The organism is Paraburkholderia lebeckiae (assembly GCF_050436225.1).
Taxonomy (GTDB): Bacteria; Pseudomonadota; Gammaproteobacteria; order Burkholderiales; family Burkholderiaceae; genus Paraburkholderia; species Paraburkholderia tuberum.
On sequence record NZ_JBNDLU010000002.1, the window covers coordinates 3,510,481 to 3,523,880 of the forward strand.

General features: G+C 65.2%; 11 protein-coding genes and 1 pseudogene. 6 read left to right on the forward strand and 6 right to left on the reverse strand.

What is annotated here, in order from left to right; translation table 11 throughout:
• Positions 1–8 precede the first annotated feature (8 nt).
• Together maiA and OKW45_RS30755 are read right to left on the reverse strand one after the other, a co-directional pair.
• Entirely contained in the window at positions 9–653 is a 645-nt protein-coding gene (maiA, locus tag OKW45_RS30750; RefSeq protein ID WP_018419333.1) for a maleylacetoacetate isomerase, read from the reverse strand.
• Positions 654–687: 34 nt separating this feature from the next.
• The gene (locus OKW45_RS30755) at positions 688–1,386 is read right to left on the reverse strand and encodes a fumarylacetoacetate hydrolase family protein (RefSeq protein ID WP_429472808.1); all 699 of its coding nucleotides are present in this window, start codon (positions 1,384–1,386) and stop codon (positions 688–690) included.
• A gap of 222 nt (positions 1,387–1,608) precedes the next feature.
• On the opposite strand from OKW45_RS30755, the gene ybiB reads away from it, so the two are divergent.
• Positions 1,609–2,580: a DNA-binding protein YbiB gene (gene ybiB, locus OKW45_RS30760; protein ID WP_429472809.1), complete on the forward strand. Its 972-nt coding sequence runs from the start codon at positions 1,609–1,611 to the stop codon at positions 2,578–2,580.
• Positions 2,581–2,609: 29 nt separating this feature from the next.
• A pseudogene (locus OKW45_RS30765) lies at positions 2,610–2,833 on the forward strand (hydroxymethylglutaryl-CoA lyase-like TIM-barrel protein); the annotation flags it as partial.
• Between the two features lie 197 nt (positions 2,834–3,030).
• Here OKW45_RS30765 and OKW45_RS30770 read toward each other — a convergent pair.
• Positions 3,031–3,414, reverse strand: a complete 384-nt coding sequence (locus OKW45_RS30770) for a nuclear transport factor 2 family protein (protein WP_429472810.1) — start codon at positions 3,412–3,414, stop codon at positions 3,031–3,033.
• A gap of 41 nt (positions 3,415–3,455) precedes the next feature.
• Positions 3,456–4,010 (reverse strand): acyloxyacyl hydrolase, encoded by a 555-nt coding sequence (locus OKW45_RS30775; RefSeq protein WP_429472811.1) that lies wholly within the window; start codon positions 4,008–4,010, stop codon positions 3,456–3,458.
• Between the two features lie 369 nt (positions 4,011–4,379).
• Between OKW45_RS30775 and rpoH the strand changes: the two genes are divergently transcribed.
• The 4 genes from rpoH (at position 4,380) to cydB (ending at position 8,737) form a co-directional block, all read left to right on the forward strand.
• A complete protein-coding gene (rpoH, locus tag OKW45_RS30780; RefSeq protein ID WP_429472812.1) occupies positions 4,380–5,315 on the forward strand; it encodes an RNA polymerase sigma factor RpoH in 936 nt (311 codons plus the stop codon).
• A gap of 408 nt (positions 5,316–5,723) precedes the next feature.
• Complete coding sequence (gene cydP, locus OKW45_RS30785) at positions 5,724–5,984, forward strand: cytochrome oxidase putative small subunit CydP (protein WP_018419327.1); 261 nt, start codon at positions 5,724–5,726, stop codon at positions 5,982–5,984.
• The gene (locus OKW45_RS30790; RefSeq protein WP_429472813.1) at positions 5,974–7,566 is read left to right on the forward strand and encodes a cytochrome ubiquinol oxidase subunit I; all 1,593 of its coding nucleotides are present in this window, start codon (positions 5,974–5,976) and stop codon (positions 7,564–7,566) included. The genes cydP and OKW45_RS30790 overlap by 11 nt, the downstream gene beginning before the upstream one ends.
• 34 nt (positions 7,567–7,600) lie before the next feature.
• Positions 7,601–8,737: a cytochrome d ubiquinol oxidase subunit II gene (gene cydB, locus OKW45_RS30795; RefSeq protein WP_018419325.1), complete on the forward strand. Its 1,137-nt coding sequence runs from the start codon at positions 7,601–7,603 to the stop codon at positions 8,735–8,737.
• Between the two features lie 146 nt (positions 8,738–8,883).
• On the opposite strand, the gene nagE is transcribed toward cydB, so the two are convergent.
• Both nagE and ptsP read right to left on the reverse strand, forming a co-directional pair.
• On the reverse strand, positions 8,884–10,698 hold the full coding sequence (gene nagE, locus OKW45_RS30800) for an N-acetylglucosamine-specific PTS transporter subunit IIBC (RefSeq protein ID WP_018419324.1): 1,815 nt from the start codon (positions 10,696–10,698) through the stop codon (positions 8,884–8,886).
• Between the two features lie 132 nt (positions 10,699–10,830).
• A complete protein-coding gene (gene ptsP / locus OKW45_RS30805) occupies positions 10,831–13,398 on the reverse strand; it encodes a phosphoenolpyruvate--protein phosphotransferase (protein WP_429472814.1) in 2,568 nt (855 codons plus the stop codon).
• Positions 13,399–13,400: the final 2 nt, after the last annotated feature.

Sequence of the window (13,400 nt, forward strand, 5' to 3'; positions counted from 1 at the left end):
TCCCGGGCTCACTCCGCGTCCGGCTGCACGCCCGGCGCCGCGCGCGCGAACGCATCGAGTTGCATCGCGTGATCGTAGATGCGCTGGATCGTCGGAAACTTTGCGGTGTCGACCTTGAAGCGCTGCGCGTTGAATACCTGCGGAATCAGGCACGCGTCGGCGAGTGTCGGTGCGTCGCCGAAACACAGTTTGCCGGTGCGCGCGTCGCCGGCAAGATGCGTCTCCAGCGTCGCGAAGCCAGCGTCGATCCAGTGCCGGTACCACGCGTCCTTCGCGTCGTCGTCGACTCGCAGCGTGTGCTTCAGATAGCGCAGCACGCGCAGATTGTTCAGCGGATGAATTTCGCACGCGACCTGCAGCGCCACCGAGCGCACATACGCGCGATCGAGCGGCGCCTTCGGCAGCAGCGGCGGCTCGGGATGCGTCTCCTCGAGATACTCGATGATCGCGAGCGACTGCGGCAGCAAATGACTGCCGACGGCGAGCGTCGGCACGATGCAGTCGGGGTTGATCTTGCGATACTCGGGCTTCAGCTGCTCGCCGCCTTCGCGCACGAGGTGCACGGGTACGTAGTCGTACGACAGGTTCTTCACGTTCAGCGCGATGCGCACGCGATACGACGCCGAGCTACGGAAATAGCTGTAGAGCTTCATGTTGTCTGCCTCCTCCACCTGCACGCAAGCCGTCTCAGACGACGCGCACGCTGAACTCGCCGAGCCCATCCACGCCGCCCTTCATCAGGTCACCCTTCGCGACCGCGCCGACGCCTTCCGGCGTGCCGGTGAAAATCAGGTCGCCAGGCCGCAGTTCGAACAGCGTCGACAGATACGCGATCGTCTCGGCCACCGACCAGATCAGCTGCGACACATCCGCGCGCTGCTTGTCCTCGCCATTCACCGACAGCCAGATCTCGCCCTTGCCGATGTGACCAACCGTCGAAGCCGGATGGATCGGGCCGAGCGGCGCCGAGTGATCGAAGCCCTTGGCGGTATCCCACGGACGACCCATCTTCTTCGCTTCGCCTTGCAGGTCGCGGCGCGTCATGTCGAGACCGAGCGCGTAACCGTAGACGTGATCGAGCGCGCAGTCGACGGGGATGTCTTTGCCGCCCTCGCCGATCGCCGCGACCATTTCCATTTCGAAATGGACGTTCCTGGTCTGCGACGGATACGGGAATTCGCCGGTCGTGCCCAGCGCGACGTACACGATCGCATCGGCCGGCTTCGTGAAGAAGAACGGCGGCTCGCGGTCCGGGTCGTGGCCCATTTCACGCGCGTGCGCCTCGTAGTTGCGCCCCACGCAGTAGATGCGGCGCACCGCGAACTGCTCGCTCGACCCCACGACCGGCACCGCGACCTGCGGTGCGGGTGCAAATACGTAACTCATCCCGTTCTCCGTTTTCCGATGTGCGCCGCCGAGGCGGCGAGAAACATCGAGTGTAACGCGCGGCACGGCGCGGGTGCGCGTCAGGCGGCCCGTCGCGCGCCACTGCTTGGCCGCTTCGTTGCTGTTCGCCCGCTCGCCATAGATGCGATACTCACACCGAACTGTTCCCCGAATGGCGTAGCGAACCGCCAGGCGCGGCACGCCACCCGCCTCTTGCGCACGATGACCGACTCCACCGATACCACTTCCCCCTTCCCCTGGGCCCGATTCATCAAGGAAATCGGCCGCGGCCCGAATGGCGCCCGCGCGCTGACCGCCGACGACACGCGCTCGCTCTACACCGCGATGCTCGACGGCCGCGTCGACGATCTCGAACTCGGCGCGGTGCTGCTCGCGTATCGCGTGAAAGGCGAGACCGCCGACGAACTCGCCGCGATGCTGGCCGCCGCGCATACATCGTTCGAGCCGGTGCGGCTGCCGCACGGCGCGTTTCGGCCGGTGTCGATTCCGTCGTACAACGGCGCGCGCAAGCAGCCGAACCTCGTGCCGCTGCTCGCGCTGCTGCTCGCCCGCGAAGGCGTGCCGGTGCTGGTGCACGGCGTCACCGAGGATCCGGGTCGGGTGACGAGCGCGGAAATCTTCACACATCTGCGCATCGCCCATGCGCAGTCGCACACGCAGATCGAAGCTGCACTTGCGGAGCGCCGCGTCGCGTTCGCCTCGATCGACGTACTGGCGCCCAAGCTCGCGCGCCTGCTGGCGCTGCGCCGGCGCATGGGCGTGCGCAATTCGACGCATACGCTCGTGAAGCTGCTGCAGCCATTCGCGCCCGCGGGATTGCGGCTCGTGAACTACACGCATCCGCCATATCGCGACAGTCTCGCTCAGCTGTTCGTCACGCATCCCGATGCGGCCGTCGGCGGTGCTCTGCTGGCGCGCGGCACCGAAGGCGAGGCGGTCGCCGATACGCGCCGCCAGGTGCAGGTCGACTGGCTGCATGACGGCATCTGCGAGACGCGGCTGCCGCACTCGCGCTCGTCGCCCGATGCGCCCGAAGTCGAGCTGCCCGAAGCGCGCGACGCGGCGACCACGGCCGCCTGGATCGACGCCGTGCTGCGCGGCGAAGCGCCGGTGCCTGGCGCGATCGAGCGGCAGGTCGAGCTGATCGTCGATATCGCGAAGACGGCGGCCTGACGGCCGCGGGTTGACAGGCCAACGCACGCGCCGCGCAGCTCGCGCTGCTGGCGGGCGCGGATCGCATCGAAGGCTGTCTGTTCGGCAATGGCGGGCGCACCGGCAATGTCGATCTCGTCACAGTCGCGATGAATCTCGACGCGATGGGTATCGATAGCGGTCTGGATTTCTCGGATCTCGCGAGATCAGGCGCGTGGCGGAACGGTGCACGCGGCTTCCGGTGGCGGCGCGGCATCCGTATGCGGGAGAGGTAGCGATGCGCGGCACGTGCGAGGCGCGCGACGCGGATGCCGATGTAGACGAGCACGGCGCAAACAGCCGCGACAAAGCTGGCGAATGCGCGACCGCGTGAATTCGCGTTGGGCCTCGAGTCTGCGGCAGCGGAGTGCACACCCGCATTCCGCTGCCGCCGGAGACGCGCTCACGAGGCGCGCCCGCGCGATGAAAATCTCACTCGAGCGCGCAACGCGTCGCCTGCCACGCGATCAGTCGCCACTGCCCGTCTTCGTGCGTGTGAATCGCGGTATAGGCAATCGGAAACAGGAGCGCGCCGTTGTTCGCCTCCATCTCGATCAGCGCGCGGCCCGTGACGACGTAGGTCTCACGCCCGGCCGGCAAGATATCCTGCGACTGCACCTCGATTTGCCGATAACGGCGGCGCCCCGCGGTGATCCCGTCGATGAACTGCCGCTTCGTCTCGCGCTTGCCATTCGTATGGACGTAGCTCACGTTGTCCGCGAGCAGCGTGTCGAGCGACTGCCCATCGCCATCGACCATCGCGCGAAAACGCTCTCGCTCGAGCCCGCGAATCGCTTCGATCATCTTTGCCGCCATTGCAGAGCCCCTCGAACACCGCGAGCCGCAGGCGGCCACGGTCAGAAGTGATATTGCAAATATAGCTGGCTGAAATTTATACCAGGATTCGGCTCTTTGATACCGCCATTGGAGACATGCTGGAAGCGGTAGCCGGCGACATACTGCTCACGAGCGCCGAACTGCAGCCCGACGCCCGCCATCTCGGCTAACTGGAACGCCGTGCCCAACGTGAAGTCGGAAGAAATGCGTGGGCTGGTCAGCAGCCGGACGCCGGCACCCAACTCGATGAATGGCCGCACCGAACCCGACGACCTGATTAAGCGGATCACCGGCGTCACGCCGATCTCGCCGATGTTGTCGTGAACGTTTCCTTCCTTGATGTGCCACCAAGCGACGTGCGCCTCGCCGGTCAGCGCGAAATGCCAGTCGCCGATCTGCCACCAGGTCAGGTTTGGATCCCAGACCGCGCCGAGATCGAGCGTCCTGACGTGATGATCGCCGACGCCAGCGGCCACCTGCACGCCGAACTGCTCAGCTTGGGACGCGCCCGCCGCGCCCAATAGCAGAACGAGCGGAACGGCAAACGTGCCTTTTAGAGTAAGCCCACGCACCACAAGATTTTCCTTTGCATCCGCCCCATGCTGCCGAGTATTAAGCGAGCGCCCCCTTTATTTCAAGGACGAATTCAAGAGCAAGTATCTCCCAGATAATGTCACCGGTAAGCAATTATTCTCTTTTAATCTGGGAGATATCAGTCAATCATTACCCCGCAAGCGCTAAGAACGGTACTTTGTACAGGTCCAACGCGCGAGGCAAATAGAGCGTACGATGACTATCAAGGTTCGAAACCCAATAGGATTTTCGGGAACTCGGATGTCCCTCCGACCTCTAAGTGTTAGCACTCGGCAGATCTGAGTGCTAACATCCATCGCTGGAGTCGTTTACTGAGTACGCTATTGTCTGATTCCAAAGGAGCTTCACACGTGAGCCATGCAATGACCCTTCCGAGTACTTTGAGCCCGTCGTCGGCTAAGGCCGCTCCGGCAGGTGCACTGGCGCTCTCGCATTCCTCGCTGCTGTCCGGTCAACTGGGCAACATTGACGCCTACATCCAGGCGGTCAACCGGATTCCGATGCTGACGCCGGCGGAAGAACGCCAGTTCGCCACCGAATTGCGCGAACACGACAATCTGGAGGCCGCGCGCCGCCTGGTGCTGTCGCACCTGCGACTCGTCGTGTCCATCGCGCGTAACTACCTCGGTTACGGGTTGCCGCACGCCGACCTGATCCAGGAAGGCAACATCGGCCTGATGAAAGCGGTCAAGCGCTTCGATCCCGAGCAAAACGTGCGCCTCGTGTCGTACGCGATGCACTGGATCAAGGCCGAGATCCACGAGTACATCCTGCGCAACTGGCGCATGGTGAAGGTCGCCACCACCAAGGCGCAGCGCAAGCTGTTCTTCAACCTGCGCAGCCACAAGCAGGGGCTTGGCGCGTTCACGCCGGACGAGATCGACGGTCTCGCGAAGGAGCTGAACGTGAAGCGCGAAGAGGTCGCGGAGATGGAAACGCGTCTGTCGGGCGGCGATATCGCGCTCGAAGGTCAGGTCGAAGACGGTGAAGAGTCGTACGCGCCGATCGCCTATCTGGCCGACTCGCATAGCGAGCCGACAGCCGTGCTGGCTTCGCGTCAGCGCGACCGGCTGCAAAGCGACGGCATCGCAAGCGCGCTCGACGCGCTCGATACGCGCAGCCGCCGCATCATCGAAGCGCGCTGGCTGAAGGTGGCCGACGACGGCTCGGGCGGCTCCACGTTGCACGAGCTGGCCGACGAGTTCGGTGTGTCGGCCGAACGTATCCGCCAGATCGAAGCCAGCGCGATGAAGAAGATGCGCGGCGCGCTGACCGAATACGCGTAAAGCGTCGAAGCCATGGGCGCGTCAATTGTGTCCCGCCCATGACATAGAAAAAAACGACACGCGTTGATCGGTCGCGCCATTTAGCGACCATCGCGCTCAAGCCCCGCCCTCGCAAGACGGCGGGGCTTTTTCATTCTTTTCGCCCTTTCTTGCGTCCCCGCGGCCGCCCTTCGCGTCGGCCCGCCAGCAAGCCGGCCTGTCGAGGCCGGTAAGCCTTTCTTGACGTATCGCAAGTCCGGTAGCAATACTGCACAGACGCGGCAAGTTTCGCGACGTGTTGCCGCATGGCTAAACCTGAGCGCGCGAGGTTCACCTCCTACAATCGGCATGCATTCGCCAGACTGCCTGACGGCCAGGGCGGTCTGGATCCAGCCGGAGTCACCGGCGTGAAGTCGTCTTCGACCGATCATGACCATAGCCCTCAATCGCAGCAGCACTGTCCGGTCGCGCTTGCGCGGCCGATTCACCAGGTGGGTGCGCGGTCCAACGCTGGCGCGCGATATCGCCATCATCCTCGCCATCAAGTTCGTCCTACTGATGGCGCTCAAGTACACATTCTTCAATCATCCACAGGCGCAGCACATGATGCTGCCGCCTGAACAGGTCGCGCAGGCGCTGCTGTCGGTGCCCGCCCCGCATCCGTCTCGAGGTGATCAACATGCCCGTTAGCGAAGTCGTAGAACTGTCGCGGTTCCAGTTCGCCATCACGGCGCTTTATCACTTTCTGTTCGTGCCGCTCACGCTCGGTCTCGCCTGGTTGCTCGTCATCATGGAATCGGTCTACGTGATGACCGGCAAGCAGATCTACAAGGACATGACGCAGTTCTGGGGCAAGCTGTTCGGCATCAACTTTGCAATGGGCGTCGCGACGGGCCTCACGCTCGAGTTCCAGTTCGGCACCAACTGGGCTTATTACTCGCATTACGTCGGCGACATTTTCGGCGTGCCGCTCGCCGTCGAAGGGCTGATGGCGTTCTTCCTCGAATCGACGTTCGTCGGTCTGTTCTTTTTCGGCTGGAACAGATTGTCAAAAATCCAGCATCTAATCGTCACGTTCTGTGTCGCGCTCGGTTCGAACCTGTCGGCGCTGTGGATTCTGATTGCCAACGGCTGGATGAACAATCCGGTCGGCGCGAAGTTCAACTATCAGACGATGCGCATGGAGCTCGACAGCATCGGCTCGGTGATCTTCAACCCGGTTGCACAGGTCAAGTTCGTGCACACGGTATCAGCTGGATATGTGACCGCGGCGATGTTCGTACTCGGCGTGTCGTCGTGGTATCTGTTGAAGCGCCGCGACAGCGAGTTCGCGCTGCGCTCGTTCGCGATCGCCGCCGGCTTCGGCCTCGCGTCGGCGCTGTGCGTGATCGTGCTGGGCGACGAATCCGGCTATCGCACCGGTGAAGTCCAGCAGATCAAGCTCGCCGCGATCGAATCCGAATGGGAGACCGCGCCCGCGCCGGCACCGTTCACGATATTTGGCATCCCCAATCAGAAAGAGCAACGCACCGACTATGCGATCCGTGTGCCGTACGCGCTCGGCATTATCGCGACCCGCTCGCTCAACGAACCCGTGGTCGGCCTGCGCGAGCTGATCGCCCGAAACGAAGGTCGCATCAAGGACGGCATGCTCGCCTATTCGGCGTTGCAGCGGTTAAAGGGCGGCGACTCCAGCGACGAGGCGCATGCGGAGTTCGACAAGTACAAGGACGATCTCGGCTACGCCCTGCTGCTCAAGCCGTTCACGCCGAACGTCGTCGACGCGACGCCAGACCAGATCGCCGCGGCGGCAAGAAGCACGGTTCCGCCGGTGTTGACACTGTTCTTCTCGTTCCGCACGATGGTCGGCCTTGGCCTGCTGTTCCTCGCCACCTTCGTGCTCGCCTTCTGGTTCTGCGCGCAGCGCACGTTGCTGCTCGAAAAGCGCCGCTGGTTTCTGCGCTGGGCGGTCATCGCGATTCCGCTGCCGTGGCTCGCCGCCGAGCTCGGCTGGATCGTCGCGGAAATGGGCCGCCAGCCGTGGAGCATCGCGGGCATTCTGCCGACCAACCTGGCCGCGTCGACGCTGACGCCGCGCGATCTGTATCTGAGCATCGGCGGCTTCGTGCTGTTCTACACGGGGCTGTTCGTCATCGAGATCATGCTGATGTTCAAGTACGCGCGGCTCGGCCCTTCGTCACTGCATACGGGCCGCTATCACCACGAGAACGGACAGCCGGTGACGCAGCCACTGTCGAACACGGCCGCATGACGCACCGCTGCACTGCCCCGAAGGAGAAACCCATATGGACTACGCAGTTCTCAGACTGATCTGGTGGGTATTGATAGGCGTACTGCTGATCGCCTTCGCGCTCACCGACGGCTTCGACATGGGCGCGGCGATCCTGCTGCCGTTCATCGCCAGCACTGACTCCGAGCGACGCATCGTCGTGAACACGGTCGGCGCGACGTGGGAAGGCAACCAGGTCTGGTTCGTGACCGCGGCCGCCGCGATGTTCGCCGCGTGGCCGCTCGCCTACGCGGCATCCTTCTCAGGCTTCTACTTCGCGATGCTGCTCGTGCTGTTCGCGCTGTTCTTCCGCCCGGTCGGCTTCGACTATCGCGGCAAGCGCGAGGATCCGCGCTGGCGCAACGCGTGGGACTGGGGCCTCTTCATCGGCGGCTTCGTGCCGGCGCTGGTGTTCGGTGTCGCGTTCGGCAATCTGCTGCAAGGCGTGCCGTTTTCGTTCGATACCGATCTGCGCGTCACCTATCACGGCAGCTTCTTCGGCCTGCTCAATCCGTTCGCGCTGCTGACGGGACTCGTCAGCGTGGCGATGCTGGCCGCGCACGGCGCCGCGTTCGTCAAGTGGAAGACCGACGGCGTGGTTCACGAGCGCGCATCGAAGGCGCTGCGGCTCGCGGCGCTGTGCACGGTGGTGCTGTTTCTCGTGGCGGGCGCGCTCGTCGCGACGATGATCGGCGGCTATCAGATCGTCGATGCGCCGCCGCTCGACGCCGTCTCCAATCCGTTGATGAAGACCGTGATCGGCGCGCCGGGTTTGTGGCTGACCAACTACGCGCTTTACCCGTGGATGGCGATTGCGCCGCTCGCGGGTCTCGTCGGCGGGGTGCTCGCGGTGCTGCTCGCGCGTTCGCGCTTCGAGGCGACGGCGTTTCTGTCGACGTCGCTGATGATCGTCGGCTTGATCTTGACCGCGGGCTTCTCGATGTTCCCGTTCATCATGCCTTCGTCGCTCGACGGCCGCAGCAGCCTGACCATGTGGGATTCCACATCGAGCCGCATGACGCTCGAGATCATGCTGTTCGCGGTGATCGTGTTCCTGCCGGTCATCCTGCTCTATACGGGCTGGGTGTATCGCGTGATGCGCGGCAAGGTGACCGCCGCGGCGATCAAGGAAAACCACCATTCGATGTATTGACCGGCGCGACGCTTCAACAGAAAACTCGCCAGGCGCCACACTCTGGTCGTAAACGCGAAAGCGGCACCTTGGGACCAGGTGCCGCTTTTTGATTGGCGTGCTGCGATCGCCGTGCAACTCAACAGCGCTCGACAACCATCAACCGATCACGCCGGCACCGGCGCCGCGCCCGCGCCGCCGCCTTGCGACGACAGGCGCTCGGCCAGCTTCTGCACATAGCGCTGCGCGGCCTCGCCGACGACGATATGGAACGTGTCGGTCGACACCCACGCGGTATCGAGCGTCGCGAGCCGCTGACGATCGACCGCCGACGGATCGCGCACGACCACGCGCAGACGCGTCGCCGCGACCGCATCGAGCGACACCACGTTGTCCGCGCCGCCGAGCACGGCGAGCCAGCGCAGCGGATCGGGATCGAGCGGACCGCCTTGCGCGTCATCGGCGTACCCAGCGTTTCGCGCGACCGGCGCGGCAGCGGTACCCGCCGCGGCAGCAGCCGGCGCCGATACAGCAGCACCCGCCACCTTCACCGCGTCGCCCTGACGCTGCGCGATCGCCGTACGCATCTCATCGGCGATGATGTCCGCCTCCGGTCCGATGATCACCTGCACGTTGTTCGCGCCGCGCTTGAGCACACCGCGCGCACCAATCGACTTCAGTTCGCTTTCGGAGACCTTGTCCGCATCGACGACAGACAGACGCAGACGCGTCGTGCACGCATCCACGACCGACAGATTCGCCGCGCCACCGAGCGCCGCGATATAGCGCTGCGCGCGCGGCACGGCCGCCCCAGCCGCCGGCGCGACGAAACCGCCCGCCGCGAACGACTCGACCTGCTCGTCGGCAGCGGCGGGCTCACGGCCCGGCGTCGCCATGTTGAACTTACGGATGAAGAAGCGGAACAGACCGTAGTACACGACCGAGTACACGATGCCGAGCGGAATCGCCCACCAGCCCTTCGTCGACAGACCGAAGTTCAGCACGTAGTCGATGAAGCCCGCCGAGAACGTGAAGCCGAGGTGAATCCCGAGCGCCGAGCAGATCGCGAGCGACAGACCTGTCAGCAGCGCGTGGATTGCATACAGCACCGGCGCGAGGAACATGAAGCTGAACTCGATCGGCTCGGTGACACCGGTCAGGAACGACGTGAGCGCCATCGAGAACAGCAGGCCGAACACCATCGCGCGACGCTCTTTCGGCGCCTCGTGATACATCGCGAGACACGCGGCCGGCAGGCCGAACATCATCACCGGGAAGAAGCCGGTCATGAAGGTGCCCGCGGTCGGATCGCCAGCGAAGAAGCGGTGCAGGTCGCCCGTGACGGGCGCACCGCCCGCCGGCGTGAAGGTGCCGAACACGAACCACGTCAGCGAATTGAGGATGTGATGCAAGCCCGTGACGAGCAGCAGCCGGTTCAGCACGCCGAACACGAAGGCGCCGAGCGCGCCGGCCGTCGTGAGCCAGTGGCCGGCCACGTCGATCGCGTTCTGCACCGGCTCCCACACATGCCCGAATACGATGCCTAGCACCACGCAGACCACCCCTGTAACGATCGGCACGAAGCGTTTGCCGCCGAAGAACGCCAGGTAGTCGGGCAGCTTGATGTCCTTGTAGCGGTTGTACAGCAGCCCAGCGACGATGCCCGCGATGATCCCCGACAGCACGCCCATGTTGAGCTTGTCGTTGATGTCCTTCATCACCGCGATCTGCACCAGATAGCCGATCGCGCCAGCCAGACCCGCGACGCCGTTGTTGTCTTTCGCGAAGCCGACCGCCACGCCGATTGCGAACAGGAGCGGCAGGTTGTCGAAGATCGCGCCGCCCGCATCGGCAATCATCTTGATGTTGAACACGTCGGGCTGGCCGAGCCGCAGCAACAGGCCGGCCACCGGTAGCACCGCGATCGGCAGCATCAGCGCGCGTCCCAGGCGCTGAATCTTCAGAAACGGATTTCCATCCATCGGTATCTCCAATTTTGTCTCGTAGGGGTACGTCTTGGTTGAGTGGTGCAGCTATACGGAGAATCGCGCCGCGCGTGAAGGCAGACGTGCTGCCGGGCGCACGGCGTGCGGGTTCTCAAATTCGTTAGTGTTTCAGTCGAGGGGCCACGTGGCGCGGCTTGCGGCTCTGACCGCCTGCGCCGAGTCGAGCGCTAGCGCATCGCGGGCGCGCTGGCGACACAGCTGATAGTCGAGCGTGCGCACGCGTGCCTTGATGCCTGGCACGGAGACCGGATCGACCGACAGCTCGGTCACACCGAGGCCCACCAGCAGCGGCATCGCGAGCGGGTCGCCGGCGAGCGCGCCGCACACGCCGACCCATTTGCGGTGCTTCGCGGCACCTTCGACGGTCGCCGCGATCAGGCGCAGCACCGCCGGATGCAGGCCGTCCGCCTGCGCCGCGAGATCGGGCTGGCAGCGGTCCATCGCGAGCGTGTATTGGGTCAGGTCGTTGGTGCCGATCGACAGGAAATCGGCGTGCTGCGCGAGCTGATCGGCGAGCAATGCAGCCGACGGCACTTCGATCATCACGCCAACTTCGACCGGCTCCGATCTACCCGCTTCGCGTGCAAGCTCGTCGATGCGCTTGCGGATGCGGATCAGTTCACCCGCATCGGTGACCATCGGCAGCAGGATGCGTACGGCGCCGACCGGACGCACCGCGAGCAGGCCACGCAGCTGGTCGTCGAGCAGATCGGGGCGCACCTGCGCGAGGCGCACGCCGCGCAGGCCGAGCGCGGGGTTCGGCTCGGGCGGCAGCGTCAGATAATCGACTTCCTTGTCCGCGCCGACGTCGAGCGTGCGGATGATCGCGGTGCGGCCGCGCAACGCATCGACGATCGCCTGATAGCTGTGGCGATGCTCATCCGCGCTCGGCGCGGCCGGGCGGTGGATGAACAGCAGCTCGGTGCGCAGCAGGCCGACCGCGTCCGCGCCGTTGTCGACCGCGGCGTTCGCGTCGTCGAGTGTGGCGATGTTGGCGGCCACTTCGATCGCGCGGCCGTCGGAGGTCGCCGCTGCCTGCTGCGACGTGCGGCGATTCGCTTCGCGCACGTCGGCGAGGCGGCTGCGTTCGCGTCGCGCGCGTTCGACGTCGAGTTCGGTCGGCGCGAATTCGAACCGGCCGGTGCTCGCGTTCACCACCACCTGAGTGCCCTCGGGTATCGCATGCAACGCGTCGCCGAGCGCGACCAGCGTCGGAATGCCCGCCTGACGCGCGAGAATCGCCGCGTGCGAGGTCGCGCCGCCACGCGCCATCACAAGCGCGGTCACGCGCGTGCGATCGAGCGACGACAGATCCGACGGCGTGAATTCGTCGGCTGCGAGCACCGCCTCGTCCGGCAGCGTGCGAGTCGCGCTGCTCGCGTAGCCGAGCGCGCGCTGCACGCGCTTTTCGATGTCGCGCAGATCGGCGGCCCGCTCGGCGAGCAGTGCGTCCTCCACATTACTCAGAATGCCTGCTTGCGCGCGGATCGCTTCGCGCCACGCAAAACCGGCGCTCTTGCCGAGGCTGATCAGATTGCGCGCGGCGTCGAGCAGTGTCGGATCTTCGAGCAGCACGCGATGCACCGCAAAAATCCCCGCCTCGCCGACCGAGCCGCGTTGCGACGCATTGCGCACGATCGTATCGAGATCGGCGTCGACGGTCGCGATGGCCTTGTCGAGCAGACGGCTTTCCGCCGCCGACGTGCCGCTCGCCTGCTCCGGCGGCTCGAGATGCGCGTCGTCCCAGCGCACCAGCTTGCCGAGCGCGATGCCCGGCGCCGCGCACACGCCCGCGAGCGTGTTCGGCGCGAGCGGCTCGCCCGCGGCGGGCGGCGCAACGACTGCCGCCGGTGCGGCCGCTTTCTGTTCGCGCTTCTGTTCGACCTCGCCGTGCGCTTCGCGCGTCAGTTCGTCAGCGATTGCATCGACCGCCGCCTGCGCGTGCGGACCGACGCCGAGCAGCTCGACGCTTGCGCCTTCGCCAGCACCGAGTCCAAGCAGACCCACCACGCTTTCGATCGGCGCCTTGCGCCCGTCGTAGCGCACCTCGACCCGTGCGTCGAAGCCGCGCGCCGCTTCGCGCGCCCGGGCCGCGGGCCGCGCATGCAGGCCGCCCGCGTGCGTCAGCGTGATCTGCCGGCGCGCTTCGTCCATCACGTGCGCGGCGCTCGCCTCGCGCACCGCGTCGTGGCTGACGCCCTCGCGCGCGCGCAGCACCAGCAGCGGTGTTTCGCCGGCCTTGACATGCCCGTTCGGCGCCCGCTCGATGATCTCGAACGCATCCGAATTCGCAATCGCGATCACCGAGACGAGGCTCGGCGCATTCAGCGCGATCTGATCCTGATCGAACTCGATCAGCACGTCACCGGCGCGCACCTGCGCGCCCTGCTCGACCATCGGCACAAAACCCTTGCCGTTCAGCCCGACTGTGTCGATACCGATATGCAGCAGAATCTGCGCGCCCTCGGCGCTCTCGAGCGTTACCGCGTGGCCGGTGCGCGCGAGATGCCTGACGACGCCGTCGCATGGCGCGACGAGCCGACCCTCGAGCGGATCGACGCCGATGCCGTCGCCGAACATGCCGCCCGAAAACACCGGGTCCGGCACCTTCGCGAGCGGCACGACCGGGCCGGTCAGCGGTGCAAGCAAAACAATGTGATTCTCGGAATGGCTCATCA